This is a genomic window from Albidovulum sediminicola (genome assembly GCF_025751575.1).
Taxonomy (GTDB): Bacteria; Pseudomonadota; Alphaproteobacteria; order Rhodobacterales; family Rhodobacteraceae; genus Albidovulum; species Albidovulum sediminicola.
Window position 1 is genome coordinate 48,430 of sequence record NZ_JAOWLA010000005.1, and the last position, 20,911, is coordinate 69,340.

The 20,911-nt window shown below is 67.3% G+C and carries 19 protein-coding genes; all 19 read right to left on the reverse strand.

The window, feature by feature from the left end; translation table 11 throughout:
* Positions 1–43: 43 nt before the first annotated feature.
* The gene (locus OE647_RS06685) at positions 44–763 is read right to left on the reverse strand and encodes an alanyl-tRNA editing protein (RefSeq protein WP_263720945.1); all 720 of its coding nucleotides are present in this window, start codon (positions 761–763) and stop codon (positions 44–46) included.
* Positions 760–3,186 (reverse strand): DUF3772 domain-containing protein, encoded by a 2,427-nt coding sequence (locus OE647_RS06690; protein ID WP_263720946.1) that lies wholly within the window; start codon positions 3,184–3,186, stop codon positions 760–762. Before OE647_RS06690 ends, OE647_RS06685 begins: the two co-directional genes overlap by 4 nt.
* Complete coding sequence (locus OE647_RS06695) at positions 3,186–4,217, reverse strand: cysteine synthase A (RefSeq protein ID WP_263720947.1); 1,032 nt, start codon at positions 4,215–4,217, stop codon at positions 3,186–3,188. The genes OE647_RS06690 and OE647_RS06695 overlap by 1 nt, the downstream gene beginning before the upstream one ends.
* A gap of 52 nt (positions 4,218–4,269) precedes the next feature.
* Positions 4,270–5,397 (reverse strand): NUDIX domain-containing protein, encoded by a 1,128-nt coding sequence (locus tag OE647_RS06700; protein ID WP_263720948.1) that lies wholly within the window; start codon positions 5,395–5,397, stop codon positions 4,270–4,272.
* Positions 5,398–5,401: 4 nt separating this feature from the next.
* Positions 5,402–5,842 (reverse strand): TrgA family protein, encoded by a 441-nt coding sequence (locus tag OE647_RS06705; RefSeq protein ID WP_263720949.1) that lies wholly within the window; start codon positions 5,840–5,842, stop codon positions 5,402–5,404.
* On the reverse strand, positions 5,842–7,056 hold the full coding sequence (locus OE647_RS06710; protein ID WP_263720950.1) for an SAM-dependent methyltransferase: 1,215 nt from the start codon (positions 7,054–7,056) through the stop codon (positions 5,842–5,844). The genes OE647_RS06705 and OE647_RS06710 overlap by 1 nt, the downstream gene beginning before the upstream one ends.
* Before the next feature lie 41 nt (positions 7,057–7,097).
* Entirely contained in the window at positions 7,098–8,510 is a 1,413-nt protein-coding gene (locus OE647_RS06715; protein ID WP_263720951.1) for a cryptochrome/photolyase family protein, read from the reverse strand.
* Positions 8,507–9,739, reverse strand: coding sequence for an aminotransferase class V-fold PLP-dependent enzyme (locus tag OE647_RS06720; RefSeq protein WP_263721098.1), 1,233 nt, complete (start codon positions 9,737–9,739; stop codon positions 8,507–8,509). Before OE647_RS06720 ends, OE647_RS06715 begins: the two co-directional genes overlap by 4 nt.
* A gap of 109 nt (positions 9,740–9,848) precedes the next feature.
* The gene (locus OE647_RS06725) at positions 9,849–10,430 is read right to left on the reverse strand and encodes a VOC family protein (protein ID WP_263720952.1); all 582 of its coding nucleotides are present in this window, start codon (positions 10,428–10,430) and stop codon (positions 9,849–9,851) included.
* An 82-nt stretch (positions 10,431–10,512) separates the two neighbouring features.
* Entirely contained in the window at positions 10,513–12,156 is a 1,644-nt protein-coding gene (recN, locus tag OE647_RS06730) for a DNA repair protein RecN (RefSeq protein ID WP_263720953.1), read from the reverse strand.
* A 33-nt stretch (positions 12,157–12,189) separates the two neighbouring features.
* On the reverse strand, positions 12,190–13,032 hold the full coding sequence (locus OE647_RS06735; protein WP_263720954.1) for an outer membrane protein assembly factor BamD: 843 nt from the start codon (positions 13,030–13,032) through the stop codon (positions 12,190–12,192).
* 118 nt (positions 13,033–13,150) lie between these two features.
* On the reverse strand, positions 13,151–14,071 hold the full coding sequence (lpxC, locus tag OE647_RS06740; RefSeq protein ID WP_263720955.1) for a UDP-3-O-acyl-N-acetylglucosamine deacetylase: 921 nt from the start codon (positions 14,069–14,071) through the stop codon (positions 13,151–13,153).
* 235 nt (positions 14,072–14,306) lie between these two features.
* Positions 14,307–15,899 (reverse strand): cell division protein FtsZ, encoded by a 1,593-nt coding sequence (gene ftsZ, locus OE647_RS06745; RefSeq protein ID WP_263720956.1) that lies wholly within the window; start codon positions 15,897–15,899, stop codon positions 14,307–14,309.
* 168 nt (positions 15,900–16,067) lie between these two features.
* Complete coding sequence (gene ftsA, locus OE647_RS06750) at positions 16,068–17,399, reverse strand: cell division protein FtsA (protein ID WP_263720957.1); 1,332 nt, start codon at positions 17,397–17,399, stop codon at positions 16,068–16,070.
* The gene (locus OE647_RS06755) at positions 17,396–18,304 is read right to left on the reverse strand and encodes a cell division protein FtsQ/DivIB (protein WP_263720958.1); all 909 of its coding nucleotides are present in this window, start codon (positions 18,302–18,304) and stop codon (positions 17,396–17,398) included. Before OE647_RS06755 ends, ftsA begins: the two co-directional genes overlap by 4 nt.
* Positions 18,292–19,215, reverse strand: coding sequence for a D-alanine--D-alanine ligase (locus OE647_RS06760; protein WP_263720959.1), 924 nt, complete (start codon positions 19,213–19,215; stop codon positions 18,292–18,294). Before OE647_RS06760 ends, OE647_RS06755 begins: the two co-directional genes overlap by 13 nt.
* A 62-nt stretch (positions 19,216–19,277) precedes the next feature.
* The gene (gene murB, locus OE647_RS06765; RefSeq protein WP_263720960.1) at positions 19,278–20,207 is read right to left on the reverse strand and encodes a UDP-N-acetylmuramate dehydrogenase; all 930 of its coding nucleotides are present in this window, start codon (positions 20,205–20,207) and stop codon (positions 19,278–19,280) included.
* A gap of 108 nt (positions 20,208–20,315) precedes the next feature.
* Positions 20,316–20,537, reverse strand: coding sequence for a hypothetical protein (locus tag OE647_RS06770; protein WP_263720961.1), 222 nt, complete (start codon positions 20,535–20,537; stop codon positions 20,316–20,318).
* A gap of 58 nt (positions 20,538–20,595) precedes the next feature.
* A complete protein-coding gene (locus OE647_RS06775; protein ID WP_263720962.1) occupies positions 20,596–20,811 on the reverse strand; it encodes a hypothetical protein in 216 nt (71 codons plus the stop codon).
* Positions 20,812–20,911 lie beyond the last annotated feature (100 nt).

Genomic DNA, 20,911 nt, shown 5'->3' on the forward strand with positions numbered 1-20,911 from the left:
GGTTGAGGGCGATATGCAAGGGGGGCGTTGGGGGAAATTCGCGCTAATCGGCCAGGTGCAGGTTCACGCGCCGGTTCTGCTTGCCCTTGTTCTCGATCTTGCCAAGCGTGACGCGGCCGATCTCGCCCGTTCGCGCGACATGGGTGCCGCCACAAGGCTGGAGGTCCACCTGCCCCTCGCCCTCTCCGATACGGACAAGGCGCACCCGGCCCTGCCCCATCGGGGGTTTTACCGACATCGTCTTGACCAGCCCTGGATTGGCGGCCAGTTCTTCATCCGTGATCCAGTCATCGGTGACGGCCAGGTCGCGCGCAATCAGGTCGTTCAGCGCGGTCTCGATCGCGGCGGGGTCCGTCGGCGGCTCCGGCATCATGAAGTCGAGCCGGCCCTTCTCCGCCCCGATCTGGCCGCCGGTGACCGGCAGCGGGATCACGACCGAGAGGAGATGGAGCGCGGTGTGAACGCGCATGTGGCGGTAGCGGCGGTCCCAGTCGTGCCTCTGGATCACCTCGGCACCGACCGGCGGCAGGGGGCCAGGGTCGGAGGGGATAAGGACGACGGCAGCGCCCTCGCCTTTCACGGCTGTCGCGACGGCGATCTCGGCACCCTCATGGACCAGCACCCCGCCATCGCCCGGCTGCCCGCCCGAGGTTGCATAGAAAATCGTCTGGTCAAGGACGATCCCTCCGTCGGGCGTATGGGCCACGATCCGGCCGGGCGCTTCGCGCAGATAGGCGTCGGAGCGAAACAGAAGCTCGGTCAATGGCCGTCATCCTCATCCGAAGGATCGTTGTGGATCAGGCGGGGGTCGGTCATGGGCTTTTCAACGGTCGTGGCCGCAGTGCCGACGCCCGCTGCCTTGGGCTTGCCCTCGCCCCAAAGCGCCTCGGGGTTGCGGATCCAGAGGTCGCGCTGCGCGAAGGGGATCTCGATCCCCTCCTCGGTGAAGCGGCGGGCGATCTCGTGGTTGACCTCGGATTGCACCGCCAGCTTGTAGTTCACGTCCGACAGGATCATCCGAACCTCGAAATCGAGTGAATCCGCCCCGAAGCCGGTGAAAACGACCCCCGGCGCGGGGTCGACCAGCACCATGGGCTGGGCCTCCGCGATCTCCCTCAGGATCGTCTCGACCCGCCGGGTGTCGGTGCCATAGGCGACGCCGACCTTCAGGATCAGCCGGCCCGTCAGGTTGCCGCGCGTGAGGTTCGTGACAACGCCTGAGACCAGATCCCCGTTCGGCACGATCACGTCGGTGCGGTCGAAGGTCTCGATCCAGGTGGAGCGGACGGAGATGCCCTTGACGATGCCGAACTGGCCGTTGACCTCGATCATGTCGCCTTCGGAGATCGGCCGCTCGATCAAAAGGATGATGCCTGAGACGAAGTTCTGCACGATGTTCTGAAGGCCGAAACCGATCCCGACCGAAAGCGCGCCTGCGACAATAGCAAGCGACGACAGGTCGAGCCCGGCAGCCGTGACCGCGACGACACCCGCCAGGAAGATCCCGACATAACCCACCCCGGCGGCCACCGCGTTCTGCACGCCCTTTTCAAGCTTGGTGCGCGGCAGGACCGAGGATTTGAGCGCGCTCTGAAGAAGCCGCGTCGCGAGGTAGCCCAGCACGAAGACCGCGACCAGCGTCAGGAACGAGGTGGGCGAAATGCGCGCGCCCCCCAGCACGATCCCCTCGCGGAAGCGCGTCCAGGCCTCTGTCAGGTCGGCGGTGCGCGCGCCCCAGATCAGCGCCAGAGCCGGGATCGCGGCGATGGAGAGGATCGTCCCGATCAGGACCGGCACCAGCGCCTCGCGCCCTTCTTCGCCGGAACGGGTGGCGATCAGGTAGAGATCGGTCAGGAACCGGTTGAGGACGATCACAAGCCCCACCAGCGCCAGCGTCCCGAGCGCGGGCCAGATCAGCGCGTTGGCCGCCGCCACATAGCCGACCACCCCCAGAAGCGGAGAGATGATGGATGCCGCCACCAGAGCCGTGCCGAACATCGGCTGGATGCGGTCGCGCAGCGGTCCGGCCTCGCCACCCTTGGCGCCGTCGCGGCGGCGGATGAGGTGGCCGAGGCGGAACAGGAACACCGCGACCAGCACGACGACCGGAAACTCCCAGACCGACTGCGCGGCCTGCGACAAGGGCGGGCGCACGTCGGTTGCAAAGGCGACGCGCATGACCTCGATCGCGGCGGCAAAGCCAAGCATGCTCGAATGGAAACGCGCCTCGGCGGGGCGGTCCACGACCAGCGGGGCCGACGTCCCACCGGCGAAGACCGAGGCCCCAAGCCAGCGCGCCACGAACAGCACCGCCGCCGCATCGGGCAATGCGCGGATCAGTTCACCGGACCGCAACCCCGTCATGCCCGTCGCACGGACCGCCATGACCAGCAGAAACACTCCCAGGACCGGCACCAGCACCTGCCCCAGCGACAGGATGGAGGCCGCGACATCCCGGCTCCGCATCGAGGCCGAATGGCGCAGCCGCATCGTCAGCCTTTCGATGAAGGCCGGCGCCCGCAGCACCAGGAAACCCGCGACGACAAGGTAAAGGATGATCGCGGGCAGGTTGTTGCGCAGTTCCGTCCGCCGCGCTGGATTTTCCCAGGCCTCCACCGTCTCGTTCCAGAGGGTCTTGAGCCCCTGGGTCAGGACGGCGGCCCCGGCGGGCCAGTTGACCGGGTTCACCGGCGAGGGCGACAGCTTGAGCAGCGCGTCCGCCTGCCGTTCGCGGATCCGGGTGTCGATTTCCTTGATGATGCCTTCGGCACGGCTGCGCGCCTCTTCGGCGGCGATCCCCGGCGCCTGAAGCTTGTTGAGCTGATCGTTAAGCTCGGATCGGCGGGCCGCGATCTCGCGCGCCTCGGACTGGCCTTCCTCGGGCGCGGGACCAAGGGCCGCGATCTGGTTGCGCAGCGTCTCGATCCGCTGCTGGTTCGCGGTCTGCGCCGCGGTAAAGCGCGTGCGCCAGTCGACGATACGGTCGCGAAGCTGCTCAAGCGCCTGGTTGGAGGCGCGGTCGGCCTCCAGCACCTGTTCGGCAAGGTCGGCGTCCTTCCCCCATTGCTTGTAGTCGGGCGCCACGGCCTCCTGCGCGCTCGCCACGCTCGGCGCCAGCAAGACGGCCGCCGATGGGGCCGAAAGCGCCGCCAGCAAGACAAACAGCAGAAGTCGCAGGGCGCGCATCAGCCTTCGAAGACCGAGGGCAGGTCCCGCTGTTCCATGTCAAGCCAGCCGGGAACGGGCAAACCCTTGGCGCGCAGGAAATCGGGATTGAAAAGCTTCGACTGGTAGCGGTTGCCGTAGTCGCACAATACCGTGACGATGGTGTGGCCCGGGCCCATCTCTTGCGCCATGCGGATCGCGCCCGCGACGTTGATCCCGGAGGAGCCGCCAAGGCACAGCCCCTCCTCCGACAGCAGGTCGAACACGATGGGCAGCGCCTCGCTGTCGGGGATGCGCCAGGCCATGTCCGGGGTCATCCCCTCCAGGTTCGCGGTGATCCGCCCCTGCCCGATCCCTTCGGTGATCGAAGAACCCTCGGCCTTCAGCACGCCAGAGGTATAGTAGCTGAAAAGCGCCGCACCCTCCGGGTCCGCGAGGCCGATCTTCACCCCCTTGGGCTGCAGCGCCATCGCGACCCCCGCGAGCGTCCCGCCCGATCCGACCGCGCAGACGAAACCGTCGACTTTGCCGCCGGTCTGTTCCCAGATCTCCGGCCCCGTGGTTTCGAGGTGCGCCTGACGGTTGGCCACGTTGTCGAACTGGTTGGCCCAGATTGCCCCGTTCGGTTCGCTTTGCGCCAACGTGGCGGCAAGGCGGCCGGAATAGCGGACGTAGTTGTTGGGGTTGGAATAGGGCGCCGCCGGCACCTGCACCAGGTCGGCGCCCGCCAGGCGGAGCATGTCCTTCTTTTCCTGGCTCTGCGTCTCGGGAATCACGATGACGGTTCGGAAGCCCAGCGATGCGCCCACCAGCGCCAGCCCTATGCCGGTGTTTCCGGCTGTCCCCTCGACGATCGTGCCGCCGGGCTTCAGCAAACCCTTCGCCACCGCGTCCTGAATGATGAAGAGGGCGGCGCGATCCTTGACCGACTGGCCGGGGTTCATGAACTCCGCCTTGCCGAGGATTTCGCAACCCGTCAGCTCGCTGGCCCGACGCAGGCGCACCAGGGGTGTGTTGCCCACCGCTTCCGCCAGATCCTTGTGAATGCGCATAAGCCCCTCTCCCCGTTCGTTGGTCCATACCTAGGACGGTGAGCGCTGGACCTCAAGCCCCGGAACGTAGCACCTCCCGGATCGCCGCACGGCGGCGGGCCAGGGCCATCCCCAGAAGCAAAAGCGCGCCGTTCACAACCTCGCCGCTGTCCATCAGCGCCATGAAGTCGTCGAAGGACACAAGATGCGCGCGGATGTCCTCGGCCTCCTCCTCGGCGCCGCCAAGGCCGGCCGCCGTGTCGGGAAGGTCGGCCAGGCCGATGTAGGTGTAAAGGAACTCCGCCTTGGAGCCGGGCGTGGGGTAATAACCCGCCACTTCGATCAGCTCGGACAATGCCAGGCCCGCCTCTTCCTGCGCCTCGCGGCGAACGGCCTCCTGTGGGGTTTCATCCGCGTCGATCTGGCCAGCGATCGCCTCGACAAGCCAGGGTTCGGCGTCGCCGCGCGCAAAGGGGCCCATGCGGAACTGCTCGATCAGCAAGACCCGGTCGCGGGCGGGATCGTAGGGCAGGACCACCGCCGCATCGTTCGAGATGAAGGCCGTGCGATCGACGGTTTCGCTCATGCTGCCGTCGAAGCGGCGGAAGCGCAGATCGTAATCCTCCACCGCGAAGAAATGCGCGTAGGGCTGGCGCCAGCCCTCCACCACGATGTCGCCGGGGCCCGCGTGGCGGCGCAGACGCGTCGGGCCGCCCGTTCCGGCGCGCAGACGCGACGCCGCGCGGACCAGCATCCGGCCATAACGCCGGTGGACCTCTTCGGACGGAACGCAGCCCTGCAGGCGCATCACATCCGCCGCCGCCTCGACCGTCACCGGCCCCCAGCGCCGCACCCAATCCTCAAGCCGCCAAGGCGCGCCGGGCTGCCAGCGCGCATCGATCGGAAAATAGACCCGCGCCGTCACGCGGTCGCCCTGCGCCTCGACCGTCAGGTCGCGCGTGCGGTAGATGAACCCGCCCTCGTAATGATCAAGGCGCGCGATGTCCTCCGGGCCGAGCCCCTCGACCAGCACGCCGTCGGCCCCCGCGCCGCCCTCGGCGATCAGGGGAAAGTTCTGCCCTGCGGCCCAGAACACCGAATGTCCGGGAAGCCGTGCGGGACGGGCAGAGACGTCGCGCCCCAGCACCGCCGACAGAAGCGGTCGGTGACAAAGCGTGCCGTAGAAAAACAGGTTCGCCAAAGTCTCACTTCCAGCGCTTCGCGGCCCATTCGGTCAGCATCCCGGCAAGGCCGCCCCCGACCAGAAGCACGGTCGCCACGTCGGGGAAGAACAGATAGGCACCATAATCGACGAAGAAGCGCGCCACATCGACGACCGCCTCCATCGGCCCGTCGTACATGTTTCGCATGGTCTGGCGCAGCATCGCCTCGAAGGCGAAGATGAACAGCGCCCAGGCGGCGGTGACCACGGCGGTCTTCATCCCGGCGCCGACGGATTGGTAGTATCCCTTGCCCGCGGTGGGGCCCATCACCATCCAGCCGCAAACCACGCCCACAAGCGCGGCGACCGCCGACATATAGCCGAAGTTGGTGCTTTCGGGCATATGGGGCTTCACGATCTCGGCCGTGAAGAACGCCATGAGCGCGAAAGCCATCGCCCCGAAAAGCTTCGCAGCCGTCGGCATCAGTTCGACGGCCTAGTGACGGTGATCTGCGTCACGTCGCAGTTGCCCCCATGAAAGGCCCCCGCGCAGGACGTAAGATAGAAGTTCCACATCCGCCTGAACCTTTCATCAAAACCGATCTTCGCGACCTCTTCCCAGCGGGCATTGAAGGTCTCGTGCCACCTACGCAGGGTCTGACTGTAGCTTTCGCCGAATTCGAGCGATCCGACAAGCCCAAGACCGGCCCGGGAAATCTCCCGCCTCAGCGCCGACGGGCTGGGCAGCATGCCGCCCGGGAAGATGTATTTCTGGATGAAGTCCACGCCCTTGCGATAGGTCTCGAAGCGGCGGTCCTGTAATGTGATGATCTGAAGCGTGGCATTCTTGCCCGGCCTCAGCCGGTCGCGCACCGTGTCGAAATAGACCGGCCAGTACTTCTCGCCTACCGCCTCGAACATCTCGATCGAGGCGATGCCGTCATAGCTGCCGCGTTCGTCGCGGTAGTCCTGCAACTTGATCTCGACCCGATCCGACAGGCCGGCGCGCGCGATGCGGGCCAGCGCATACTCTCGCTGCGCCTTGGAAATCGTCAGTGCCGTCACCTTCAGCCCGCGTTCGCCCGCGGCGTATTCGCAAAAGCCCCCCCAGCCGCAGCCGATCTCCAGCACATGATCGCCCGGCTGCGCGCCGATCCGGTCCACCATCGAGGCATATTTCGCCTTCTGCGCCGCCTCCAGGCTTTCCTGCCCGCTGGTAAAGAGCGCCGAGGAATAGGTCATGCTGTCGTCAAGCCAAAGCCGATAGAAATCGTTCCCCAGGTCGTAGTGATAGGCGATGTTCTTCTTGGCCTGACGCTTGCTGTTCGACTTCAGGAAGTGACGCATCCGTTCGTAGAAACGCACGAGCCCCATGCCGGGAAAGCTGTCGTAGAGCCGGTCGTTGTCGTCATGCACCAAGTCCATGAACGCTTGCAGGTCGGGCGTTGTCCATCCGCCCTCAAGGTAGGAATCGCAGAAACCCAAGTCGCCCTCGCGGATCAGGCGGGCGAATACGTCCGGGTCGTGGACGCGGATTTCCGCAACGTAGCCGGGCTCGCGCCCCTCGGCCCGGAACCGGCGTCCGTCCGGCATGACGAAATCCAGCCGGCCCCGGTGAAGTTCGCTGGCAAGCCGGAACGTCTGCGCGAAGTAGCGCGGCAGATCCTGTTGGCCTTCGGTCGAAGTCAATGCGTCCATGACTCCCTCCTCACGAGGAATCAGTAACCGAATCTTCCGCCTCAGGGCAACATTTTCAGTGTCTTCCACCGTTCGTAGGCATCGAGCGCGCGCTGGCGCCCCTCGGCGGGTGCCACGCGGCGAACCGGATAGGCTGCCTGCGGGTCCAGCGCCCAGGCCCTCGGCGCGGCCTGGAAATAGGCGCGGGCATCGGGATGCGGATCGGCCCGGCCTTCGGCGATCCAACGCCGGCGGTAGGCGCCGTCAGGGTCGAACTTCTCGGCCTGGGTCACGGGGTTGAAGACCCGGAAATAGGGTGCTGCGTCGGGGCCCGATCCCGCCACCCATTGCCAGCCCATCGCGTTCGCGGCCGGGTCCCAGTCGGTCAGGCAATCCGCGAACCAGTCGAGCCCCACCCGCCAGTCGGTCCGGAGATGCTTGGTCAAGTAAGAGGCCGCCACCATCCGTGCGCGATTGTGCATCCGCCCCGTCACATACATCTCTCGTAGCGCTGCATCGACAAAGGGCTCACCCGTCATGCCGCGCCGCCAGGCCTCGGCATCGGCATTGTCGCCCCGCCAGGGAAAGCGGTCCCAGTCGCGGTTCCAGTTGTCCTGCGCGAGCCCCGGTGCGTGGTGCAACAGGTGATACGCGAACTCACGCCAGCCAAGCTCGGACAGGAACTTGGCGTTGCCGCCCGCCCTGGCGGTTTCCGACCAGATCGTGCGGGGCGACACCTCCCCGTATGTCAGGTATTCGGAGAGGCCCGAGGTCGCATCCTCTGCCGGGAAGTCGCGCCGTTCGGCGTAGCGCGCCGAGCGGGTGTCGAGGAACCCAGACAGGCGGGCCTGTGCCGCGGCCTCCCCCGGCGCGGAATGGTGGCGCAACACATCTTCACCCGCGCGCAAGGCCGCGCCCAACCGCCAGGCGGCAAGATCTTCCGAAGCAGGCCAGGACGCGGGGACCGAAAGCGCGCCGGGTGCCGGCAACGGGCGGCCCGGATCAAGCCGCGACGCCGCGCGCCAATAGGCCGAAAAGAGCTTGTAGCCGGTGCCCTGCCCCGTCGCCACCGCTTCGGGCTCGAACAAGAGATGCCCCGGAAAACTGCGGGCGGCCATCCCCGCCCCGCGCAGCGCGGCTTTGACCGCCACGTCGCGCGCCCGCGCCGCCGGGTCATAGGCACGCGACCACCAGACGGCCTCCGCCCCGGTTTCCCCGGCAAGCTGCGCGAGGACCTCCGCCGCAAGCCCGCGCCGCAAGACCAGCCGCGCGCCCCGGGCCGCCAGCGCCGCGCCGAAGACACGGAGCCCCTCGCCCCAGCGCCAGCGCGCGGCGGCGCCCCAGCCCTCGGCAACCGGATCGAGAATCGCCACCGGGATCAGCGGACGGCCACTGCGCACCGCCTCGTGCAGCATGGGATGGTCCGCCAACCGCAGATCGCGCCGGAACCACAAAAGGATGGGCCGGTCGCTCACAGCACCTTGTCGAGCGCCTCGATCAGTCGCGCGACATCCTCGGGCGAGGTATAATGCGTGGCCGACAGGCGAAGGACGCCCTTGTCCAGATCGACGCCCATCGCGGTCAGCGGCCGCACGGCGTAGAAATCGCCCGCCCAGCAGTTGATCCCGTGCCGGGCCAGATCCGCCGAAACCGGCTCCGCCGCGCGGTCGAGCGCCACCGCGACCGTCGGCGCCCGGCGGCTCGCATCGCGCGGCCCGAGCAGCCGCAGATCGTTGCGCGCCCCCAGGTAGTCCAGAAGCGGCTGGATCAGGCTGACCTCATGCGCGCGGATCAGGTCGTGGACCTGATGCCCACGGATCGCCGGATCGGCTTCGGCCCGCAGGAAATGATGGGTATGAAGCGCATCGAAGTAATCGGCCATGCCCGCGCAGGCGGCGACTTGCGCGTGGTCGGGACCTGCCGGGGTGAAGCGCTTGTAAAGCGTCTCGCCGTTGAACCAGTGGCCTTGGTTGGGCAGCCGCATGCCAAGATCGCGGCGAATGGCCATGATCCCCTGATGGGGCCCGTAGACCTTGTAGGCCGAGAACAGGTAGATATCGGTGCCCAGCGCCGCGACGTCGGGAATGCCATGGGGCGCATAGCTGACCCCATCGACACAGGTGGCCGCGCCCGCCGCATGGGCCATGGCCACGATCTCCGCCACCGGGTTGATCTCCGCCACCACGTTCGAACAATGCGGGAAGGCGACAAGCCGCACCTTGCCGTCGGCCAGAAGCGGCGTCAGCCGCGCCGGGTCCAGATGCCCGGTCGCGGGGTCGATCCGCCACTCCCGGATCTCGACGCCTTCCTCCCCCAGCCTGCGCCAGGGGCCCGAATTGGCCTCGTGATCCTGATCGGTGACGACGATCGCCTCGCCGGGTTTCAGCGCGCGCCGGAAGGCCTGCGCCAGCACATAAGTATTCGCCGTGGTCGAGGGGCCGAAGCTGAGTTCCTCCGTCGCGATACCCATCATCGCGGCCAGACGCCGCCGTGCCTCGTCCATCTCTTCCCCGCCAAGGCGCCCGGCCTCGTAGGGAGCATAGGGCTGGACCTTGCGCTCACGGTAGAACCGCGTCAGCCGGTCGATGACCGGCCCGCAGGCATAGGATCCGCCCGCATTTTCGAAGAACGACTTGTCCGCGAGTTCGGGCACGGAAAACGCGGGGAACTGGCTGCGGACATAGGCAAGATCAAGACTGGGCAAGGACACGGCGGACACCTCTCGTTGACAGGCGCGATCCTTGCCCGGCGCTTGCGCCTCCGCAAGGGGGTATTGCCAGGATACGCGAACCCTCGCGCCCGTCCCCCTGAGCCTAGTAGGGATTGCGGGCGGTGCGGTCGCCCGAAAGGCTTTGCTGGCGCCGCAAGACCAGCAGCTCGATCGCATCCGCCAGATGTTCTTCCTGAATGTTGTAGTCCCCGCGCGCGACGCGCAGGCGATGCGCCTCGATCATGACATCGGCATGGGTGCAGCCGACCGGCGGCTCGAAACGGTAGCAGGCAAGCTCGATCAGGAATCCAAGCGGATCGCGGAAGTAGATCGAGTCCATGAAGCCCCGGTCCTTGGGGCCGTAAACGGCGATGCCGCGCGCCTCCAGCCGCTCCTTCGCGTGGGTGAATGTCGCGTGGCTGACGTTGAAGGCGATATGATGCACGCAGCCGGGTTCGTTCGGCGTCTTCGTCGGATCGGGTTTCCGGTCCTCGTTCGTGAAGATCGTGATCAGCCGCCCGTCACCGGGATCGAAGTAAAGATGCCCCTCGCGCGGGTTGTCGAGGTTCGGCTGGTCGAACACGAAGGGCATGCCCAGCACACCCTCCCAAAAGTCGATGGAGGTTTGACGGTCCGCCCCGTTCAGCGTGATGTGGTGAACGCCCTGGCTCTGGATCTTTTTCATGACTGGTCCTCCGCTTGCCGCAGTATGCGGGCGGGACCTCGCGCGAACAAGCCGGATCGCGGCACAGGCGCTGTGCGGGCCGCTAGCCCGCCAGCAGATCCTCGGCCGCGGCGCGGGCCGCCCCGGTGATCGTCTCGCCCGAGATCATGCGGGCCAGTTCGTCCACGCGCTCCTCCCGCGCGAGCGCCACGACGGTTGAGGTCGTGATCCCCCCCGCGACCGATTTCTGCACGCGGAAATGATGCGCCGCGCGGGCCGCGACCTGCGGGCTATGGGTCACGACAAGGATCTGCGCGCCCTCCGCCAGGCGTTCCAGCCGCCGCCCCACCGCATCGGCCGTCGCCCCGCCAACGCCGCGGTCGATCTCGTCGAAGATCATCGTCAGCGCCTCGCCCCCGCGCGCCAGGCAGACCTTGAGCGCCAGGAGGAAGCGCGAAAGCTCCCCGCCGGAGGCGATGCGGTTCAGTGGCCCCGCCGGCGCGCCGGGGTTGGTGGCGACCGTAAAGGCCACGGCCTCGGTGCCCTCAGGCCCCGGATCGGCGGCGGTGACGTCGGTCCGGAAGACCGCGCGCTCCATCTTCAGGGGGGCGAGTTCCCCGGCGATCGCCTTGTCGAGAGCGATCGCCGCCTTGCGCCGCGCCGCGCCAAGCGCGCCTGCCGCCTCGGCGTAGTTGGCGACGGCCTTCTCCACCGCCACCCGCAACCCCGCGATGTCGCGCGCCCCGCCATCCAGTGCCGCCAGGCGCGCACGCAACCCCTCGGCGAAGCCGCCCAGATCGTCGGGAAGGACCCCATGCTTGCGCGCCAGCCCGCGGATCGCGAAAAGCCGCTCTTCCACCCGCTCCATCTCGCGCGGGTCGAAGTCGAGCCGGTCGAGCGCCGTTTCCACCCCCTGTGCGGCCTCGCCGAGTTCGGTGATCGCCCGCGTCAAGGCCGCGATCGGATCGTCAAGCAGCCCCTCGGCCTTCGCCGCCGCTCCGTCGAGCCAGCGCGCGGCATCCGCCATCATCCCCTCGGCCCCCTCGCCCCCAAGCGCCTGAAGCGCGCGGGCGATGTCCTCCCGGATGCGGAGGCCGGCCTGCATCTGGCGCCGACGGGTATCAAGCTCGGCCTCCTCCCCCGGTTCGGGCGCGAGCTTGTCCAGTTCGCCCACCGCGTGGCGCAGGAAGTCTTCCTCGGCGCGGAGCGCCTGCAAGCCCGTCTCGGCCTCCGCCAGGGCCTGACGCGCCTTGCCGAGCGCGGCCCAGCTGCGGCGCACGGGCGCCGTGTCGACCGCCGCGAAGGCATCAAGCATCGCGCGGTGCCCGCGCGGGTCCAGAAGGCCGCGGTCGTCCTGCTGGCCGTGAAGCTCGATCAGCGCGTCCGACAGCGTGCGCAGCACCTCTCCGGTCGTGCGGCGGTCGTTGACATAGGCGGTCTTGCGGCCATCTGCGGCGTTCACCCGGCGCAGGATCAACTCGTCCTCCACCGCGATCCCGGCCTCGGCCAGGACGGCGCGGGCGGCATGCCCGGCGGGCAGGTCGAAGACGGCCGTCACCTCGCCCCGCGTGGCGCCGGCACGGACCAGTTCCGCCCGTCCGCGCCAGCCAAGAACGAAGCCGAGGCAATCGAGCAGGATCGACTTCCCCGCCCCGGTTTCCCCGGTCAGCACATTGAGACCCGGCGCGAAGTCAAGCTCGAGCCGGTCGATCAGCAGCATGTCACGGATTTCAAGTGACCGAAGCATCCTCGCCCCCAAAGGCTGCGCTTCAGCGCATCGTCACAGCCATTCGCCCTTGATCACCCGGCGGTAGATCGTTGCAAGCCAGCCAGTGCCCTTCGCCTCGGGCTGAAGGCCCTGCTTGGTCAACAGGCGATAGCCATCCTCGTACCAGACCGTGGACTGGTAGTTGTAGCCCAGGATCGCACCCGCCGTCTGCGCCTCGTCCGTCAGGCCCAGCGACAGGTAGCATTCGATCAAGCGATAAAGCGCCTCGGCTGTGTGGGCCGTGGTCTGGTATTGTTCGACCACGACGCGGAAGCGGTTGAGCGCGGCGGTGAAATGATGCCGGCGCAGGTAATAGCGTCCGATCTCCATCTCTTTCGCGGCGAGGTGGTCGAAGGCGAGGTCGAACTTGAGGATCGCCGACTTCGCATAGTCGCTGTCGGGATATTCCTCGATCACCGCGCGCAGTGCCTGAAGCGCCTGGAAGGTCAGGCCCTGGTCGCGGCCGACCTCGTCGATCTGGTCGTAATAACTGAGCGCGAGGAGGTATTTGGCGTAGGCCGCGTCCTCCTCCGCCGGATAGGTATCGATGTAACGCTGCGCGGCGGCGCGGCTGTTTTCGTAATCCTTGTCCTTGTGGTAACCATAGGCCTGCATGATCAATGCGCGCTTGGCCATTTCGGAATAGGGGTAAAGCCGCTCGACCTCGGCGAAGTAGTGGACCGCGTCCTCGGCCTTGCGGTTGGTGGCCAGAGATTGCTCGCCAAGCTTGAAGATCGACTCCGCATCGAGCTGGTCCATCGGGACTTCCCGATCGGCATTGCCGCCGCACCCGGCCAGTAACAAGGCCAGCGCAAGGCCAGCGACACCCTTTGCCGTTCCAATGCCCCGCGCCATCTGCCGCCTACCCCGATTCCGCTTCAATTCTTGCTCGTTCACGCCCGAAGGCGCGCCGGTTCGTCACGTCCTAGCACAGAAAAATCCGGGGCGCAAAACGCCTTTGACCGCCGTCGGATCAGGCAACGGCCGGAATGTCGGCGCGGCTCACGCCGACGCCGGGAAGCCGTGCGCGGCGCTCGTCCGCGCACTCGGTCACGCGGAAAGCCGAGGGGTCGGCGAAAAGCGCGCGCAGCAGGCGGTTGGTCATCGCATGGCCCGCCCGGTTGCCCGTGTAACGGCCCAGGATCGGGGCCCCGGCCAGCGCCAGGTCCCCCAGCGCGTCGAGCATCTTGTGACGCACCGCCTCGTCCCGGTGGCGCAGGCCGCCCGGGCTGAGCACGCGGTCGCCATCTACGACCACGGCGTTCTCATAGGTGCCACCCAGCGCAAGCCCATTCGCCCGCATCGCATCCACATCGGACTGGCGGCAGAAGGTGCGGCTGTCGGAAAGCTCCCGCACGAAGGCGCCGTTGGCGAGCGTCATGTGCTTTTCCTGCCGGCCGATGGCCGCGTCCGCAAACTCGATCCGGAAGTCGATCTCAAGCGTCTCTGCCGGGTCGAGGCGGGCGAAGGCCGCGCCGTCGCGCACCTCAACCGGCTTAAGGACCTCGAAGCAGCGTACCGTTTCATCAAGCGAGCGCAGCCCACGGGCCAGGATACCCGCGACGAAGGGGGCGGCGGAGCCGTCAAGGATCGGAACTTCGGGGCCGTCGATCTCGATCAGCGCGTTATGCACGCCGCAGCCCGCGAGGGCGGCCATGATATGTTCAATGGTCGAGACGGACACGCCCGCCGCGTTCTCGATCCGGGTGCAGAGCTGCGCCGGGATCACCGCATCCCAGATCGCGGGCACCATCGGGTCCGCACCGATCACGTCGGTGCGGCGGAACCACACCCCGTAATTGGCCGAAGCGGCGTGCACACGCATCCGCGCCGCGCGACCCGAGTGCAGGCCAACGCCGGTGAAGGTCGCCGTGGATCTGATCGTCGTCTGCAAGACTGCCCCCGAGTTTTCTGGGCCGAAACGCCGGGACGAAGCCCAAGGTCTTTTCGGCAAGGGTGAGGTAAACCCGCGGAGCAGAACACTCAATTCACTCTTTGCAACGAACTGAAACAAAACCTTCACGAATGGGCAACGCCTTGCCGATTGGTCAAATTTCCCACTCAAGGTATTGTAAAAAAAAGAAAAAGGGCCGAAGGATTTCGGCCCCAGTGAATGAAATGTTACAGGTTCAGTTCGCTTGCCGGCGCAGGAATGCCGGGATTTCGATGCGCTCCTGATCAGGATCGACCTCCTGCTCGTCGTCATAGGCCGTGCTCAGGCGCGGCTGTTGGCGCATTGCGGGCGCTGACCGCTCGGTATGCTCGGAGGCATGTCCGGTCATCCGGTTGATCAGCGTGTTGATGCCGAAGCGCGGACGCTCCGCCGGTTGCGGCGCCGGCTGGGCCGGGCGCTGCTGCGGTTGGCGCGCTTGCGGCTGGGGCTGCTGCGAGGGCTGGCGGCTGACCGCGGCCTGAAGACGGGCAAGCGCCTCGGGCGACGGCGTGCCCGGCGCGCGCGGACGCGGCGCGACGAAGGCACCGGCATCATCCTCGACATGCAGGCTGCGGGCCTGGGCGACCTGGGCCGCCGTGGGCTGCGGCTGGTAGGCCGGGGGCGGCAGGTCATCTTCGGCCGCAGCCGCGGGCTCGTCGAAAAGCGTGCGGTCCTCTTGCGCGGCGGCGACCTGAGGCGCCGGTTGAGGGGCAGGCTGCGGCGAGGGCTCAGCCGCGCGGGGCACCTCGACCGGGGCCTGGCTGCGCTGGGTCAGCGGCTCGGCCAGGCTGCGGCGCGGCGCCGGGGTCTCGGCATCGGCCACGGCGGCGTCGATGCCGGTCGCGACGACCGAAACGCGCATCATCCCGTCCATGCGGTCGTCGAGCGTGGAGCCGACGATGATGTTGGCGTCCGGGTCCACCTCTTCGCGGATGCGGTTCGCGGCCTCGTCCAGCTCGAACAGGGTCAGGTCGGAGCCGCCGGTGATGTTGATGAGAACGCCCTTGGCGCCGCGCAGGCTGATCTCGTCCAGAAGCGGGTTGGCGATCGCCTTCTCCGCCGCCTGGATCGCGCGATCCTCGCCGCTGGCCTCGCCCGTGCCCATCATGGCCTTGCCCATCTCATCCATCACCGAGCGCACATCGGCGAAGTCGAGGTTGATCAGGCCTGGGCGGACCATCAGATCGGTCACGCCCTTGACGCCCTGGTAGAGCACGTCGTCGGCCATCGCGAAGGCCTCGGTGAACGTGGTCTTTTCGTTCGCGAGACGGAACAGGTTCTGGTTCGGAATGATGATCAGCGTGTCGACGACCTTCTGGAGCGCCTCGATCCCCTCGTTTGCCTGGCGCATGCGCTTGGCGCCCTCGAACTGGAAGGGTTTGGTCACGACACCAACGGTCAGCACGCCAAGCTCGCGCGCGGCCTGGGCGATGATCGGCGCCGCACCGGTGCCGGTGCCGCCGCCCATGCCGGCGGTGATGAAGCACATGTGGGCGCCCGCGAGGTGATCGACGATCTCCTCGATCGTCTCTTCAGCCGCCGCGGCGCCGACCGCCGGACGCGCGCCGGCGCCCAGGCCTTCGGTCACTTTCACGCCCATCTGGACGCGGGCATTGGCCTTGGACTGCTGAAGGGCCTGAGCGTCGGTATTGGCGACCACAAACTCCACGCCCTCAAGCGCCTTGGCGATCATGTTGTTGACCGCGTTGCCACCCGCACCACCGACACCGAAGACCGTGATCCGCGGCTTCAGCTCTTCATGCTCGCTCATCGTCAGATTCAGTGCCATCGGTTCCCGCCTGTACTACCGGCCGTTTCGGCCATCTTGCCCCATAATTGACCCGATTTTATCGACTGCCGCCGCCGAGGTCACGAAAAAAACACCCGCAGGCTACAAAATATAGAGATATATTTCGCGGGTTCGGCGGCATTTCGCCAAGTCGTCAGAATGTTGCGGTTACCAGTTGTCCTTGAACCATCTGACGGCCCTGCGCAACGACCGCGCGGGATAACGCTCGGCCGGGATCTCGAAATCCCACCACTCGTCCTGCGGATGCGCGGCAAAAAGGCAGAGCCCGACCGAGGACGAAAACGCAGGCCCCGTCGCCGCCTGCGGCAGCCCCTGCACGCGCAGCGGGCGGCCCAGGCGCACGTTCTGTCCCAGGATGCGGGCGGCCAGCCCGTCAAGGCCGGGGATCTGGCTTGCCCCGCCGGTCAGGACGATCTGCTGGCTGGGCAGTTGATCAAATCCGGCCGCATCCAGGATGGCGCGCACCTCTTCCAGGATCTCCTCGACCCGGGGGCGCATGATGCCGATCAGCTCGGTCCGGCTAACCTTACGGCGGTCCTTTTCCCAGTCGCCGCTGTCGCCGCCGATCTCGATCATCTCGCGGTCGTCCATGCCGGTCGCGTGGACGCCGCCGTGGATGGTCTTGATCCGCTCCGCGACCGGCACCGGCACCTGGAGGCCCTTGGCGATGTCGCCCGTGACATGGTCGCCCCCCAGCCGCGCGCTTTCGGCGAAGATCATGTGCTTCTTGATGAAGATCGAGATCCCGGTCGCCCCACCGCCCATGTCGATACAGGCCGCGCCCAGTTCCTGCTCGTCCTCCACGAGGCTCGCCAGACCCGAGACATAGGCCGAGGACGCCAGCCCCGCCAATTCGAGGTCGCAGCGCTTGATGCAGTAAAGCAGGTTCTGGACGGCGGGCGTGTCGATGGTCAGCAGATGCATGTCCACGGCCAGGCGGTTGCCGACATGTCCACGCGGGTCGCCGAAGCCCGTGCGGTGATCAACCGCGAAATTGACCGGGTGGGCGTGCAGCACCTCTCGTCCCTGGCCGAAGTCGGGCACGTCGCAGGCCGCGAGCACACGCGCCACGTCGGTTTCGCTGACCTGGCCTTCGGTCAGTTGCACATCGCCGGCCAGACCGTAGCTGCGCGGGTGCGCGCCGGAGAAGCAGGCGATGACGTGATCGACGCGCACCTGTGCCATCTTCTGCGCCGCCTGGACGGCGGTGCGGATGGCGCGCTCGGTCTCCTGCATCGTGTGGATCTCTCCGAAGCGGACACCGCGCGAGCGCGTCGTCGCGGCCCCGATCACGCGGAACTGCGACTGGCCTGCGAGGGGGCCCAACCCATCCTCTCGCTCAAGCTCCGGCCCGTCGAAGCGCAGCACAAGGCAAGCAATCTTCGAGGTCCCGACGTCAAGGATCGCGGTCACCCCCCGCTGCATCGCGGCCTGGCGCATGTTCCGCATCGCGCGTTGCGACTGGTAAAGATCGGTCATTGCCCGTTCACCCTTGTCTCATCCACCGTTTCACCCCTGAGGCTCGCGATCGCGGCCTCGCTCAGCCGGATCGTGGGGCGGTAATCGTTGCGCATGTCCACGACCGTGACATCGCGCGCCAGAAGGTCCTCGGCCCGGTCAAGCTCGATCACATGGTTCAGGGCCGCGATCGCGTTCGCCTCGGGCAACAGGATGCGCTGGTCGCGGTCCAGGACCAGATCCCAGCGCCGCCCCCCCACCAGAACCAGACCGCGCAGGCGCGGAGCCAGCGGGCGCGCCTGCGCCAGAAGCGTCAGCGCCTCCTGCACGTGTTCGGCCGCCCCATCGCCCGCAATCACGGCCAGGTCGGCGCGTGCCTCGCGGGCGGTCAGGGTCGCGACCCGATGCCCCTCTGCATCCAGCATCTCCAGCCGCCCCGTCGGCGTGCGCCACAGGATCGCGGCCGTCCGCTCCGTCACGTCAACCTGGAGGACGCCCCCCGGACGAATGCGCAGATCGACCGAGGCGACGGCATCGATCTGGGCGATCGTCGCGCGGAAGGTTTCAAGATCGATGCGGAAGGACGACGCCGGAAGCTCGACCGGCAGCATCGCCCGGATACCGGCCGCCACCGGATCTGAGGCGCCGTCGATCCGCATGAAGGTCACCATGAACTCGGGCCGTTCCTGCAAATCCTGCTTGAGATGCGCGAAGCCCGAGGCCAGATGGGTGCGCCGCCCCTCGTCCTTGAGGTAAAGCCCGACCGCCAGCGCCAACGCCAGTGCGGGCAGCCCGACCCGCGTGAAGCGGCGCACCAGAGGCGTCAGCCACAGCCGATCCAGCCGGTAGGCCAGGCGCGAAGGCGCCGGATCGATACGCACGGGGTCCTGCCAGCGGGCTTGCCGGTCCCGTCTCAGCGCCCACATGACGCATCCTCCACGATCCAGCGGCACAGGTCGGGAAAGCTCATCCCTTCCGCCGCCGCCTGTTCCGGGGCGAGCGAGGTGGGTGTCATGCCCGGCTGGGTGTTCGTCTCCAGGATGAAAAGACCGTCGAGCCCGCGCGCCTCGTCCCAGCGGAAATCCGATCGCGACAGGCCCCGGCACCCCAAGGCCCGGTGGGCCCGCAGCGACAGATCGCGGCAGGCCGCCGTGATAGCCTCGGGAACATCGGCAGGGCAAACGTGGCGCGATCCGCCCGGCGCGTATTTCGCGTGATAGTCATACCAGCCGGTGGTGATGATCTCGGTCACGCAGAAGGCCCGGTCGCCAAGGATGGTGCAGGTCAACTCCCGCCCCGGCACATAGGTTTCGACCATCACCTCGTCCGGCATCTCGGGACCGAGTTGCGGCGGGGTGTTGGCATTCTCCGGCACGATATAGACCCCGACGGAGGAGCCTTCGGCATTGGGCTTGACCACATAGGGCGCGGCCATGACATGGCGCGCCATGACCTCCGCCTTCGGCGCGATCAGGCTTTCGACCACCGGCAGGCCCGCCGCGGCGAATGCCGCCTTGGCCCGCGTCTTGTCCATGGCCAGCGCGGAGGCCAGGACGCCCGAATGCGTGTAGGCCAGGCCCAGCCATTCCAGAAGGCCCTGAACGCAACCGTCCTCGCCCCAGCGGCCATGGAGGGCGTTGAAGCAGACATCGGGGCGAAGTTCGCTCAGGCGCGCGGCCAGGTCGCGGCCGGCATCGACCTCGACCACCTCGTACCCCGCCTCCCGCAGTGCGGCGGCGCATTCGCGCCCGCTGACAAGCGAAACCTCGCGCTCGGCCGAGCGCCCGCCCATCAGTACCGCAACCTTGGGGGCTGTCCTGCTCGACCTGCCCGCCAAATCCGCCTCTGTCCGGGGCTTTGCGCCCCTGTTCTCGGACCCTTTGCGGGCCCTGAATTCGCTTATGCCTCAGCCGCCGGTTCGCCGACGCGCATGATTTCCCACTCTAACGTCAAACCGCTTTGTTGGAAAACCCTTTTTCGGACTTCCTCGCCCAATCCCTCAAGATCGGCAGCGGTCGCGCCGCCGGCGTTGATCAGGAAATTCGAGTGCTTCTCGCTCATCTGCGCGCCGCCCCGCCGCGCGCCGCGCATGCCGGCGTCGTCGATCACCTTCCACGCCTTCAACTCATGCGTATCGTCGGCCCGCCCGGTCGAGGAGAACCCCGCCGGGTTGCGGAAGGTGGAGCCCGCCGAGCGGTCCCTGGTTGGCTGGGTGGCGTCGCGTTTCGCGATCTGCTCGGCCATCCGCGCCTCAAGTGCCGCGGGATCGCCCTCAGCGCCCTCGAAGGTGGCCGAGGTGATAACCCAGCCCTCGGGCAGATCGGTCTGGCGGTACCGGAACTTCAGGTCCGCCGCCGTCAGCGTCACGCACCGCCCGTCCCGCGTCACGGCATTGGCCGAAACGAAATGGTCGGCGACATAGGACCCGTAGCAGCCTGCATTCATCCGCACCGCGCCGCCAATCGCGCCGGGGATCGTCCGGAGGAAGGTCAGATCCACGCCCGCTTCCGCCGCGCGGCGCGCGACATGGGCGTCAAGCGCCGCCGCGCCGGCCGTGACGCGGCGCCCCTCGACCGAGATGGCGTTGAACCCCCGTCCCAACCGGATCACCACCGCCCGGATGCCCCCATCGCGCACGATCAGGTTGGAGCCCACGCCCATCGGAAAGACCGCGAATGACGGGGCGAGCGCCGCGAGGAACGCCGCCAGATCGTCCTCATCGGCGGGCTGAAACAGCCAGTCCGCAGGCCCGCCGACGCGCAACCAGGTCAGGTCGGCCAGCGGCCGGTTCGGGGTCAGTTGCCCGCGAACGGGCGGAAGAGCGGTCATGCGGCACCGTCAGAAATCGAAAAAGGGCCGACAAGCGGCCCTTCTTCTAAGATCAGATCAGGCATAGGTACACAAGGTCGGTTCGCGCCCGCCCCTAGTCGACCCTGCTCAGGTCCCGCCGGTTACCGGCGCGGCGCTGCTTCCGCCCGAGGACGCCGCCGCCGCGATCAGCAGCAGCAGCAGCAGCGGGATGATGATCCCCGCGCTCGACGAGCTGGCCTGTTCGATGACGGGCTCCTGCTCCATGACCGGTTCGGCCATGCCGCCGGCCAGAGCCGGCCCCGAAATCAGCGCCACGGCAGCGGCGCAAGCAAATACCTTAGATTTCATATTCCACTCCATTCACAAACACCCCGACATCACGCTGGGGCCACTCTGGCTAAAGCCTTTAGTCCGGGATCGGCACCGGCGTGCTACCGCCGGACGACGCGGCTGCCGCAACGAACAACAGAAGCAACAGCGGGATGATGATCCCCGCGCGCGAAGAACTCGCCTGCTCGATGACCGGTTCCTGCTCCATGATCGGCTCGGCCATGCCGCCAGCAAGCACCGGACCGCTCGCCAAGATCAACGCCGACACCATCCCGAAGACTCTTACACGCATTCCAATCCCCTATCCCTAGCAAGATAAATTTACTGTGAGGCTGCGGCGACAGGCGCCTTCTGTCAAATACAATGTTGAAAACACCGTTGTTTTTGTTGTG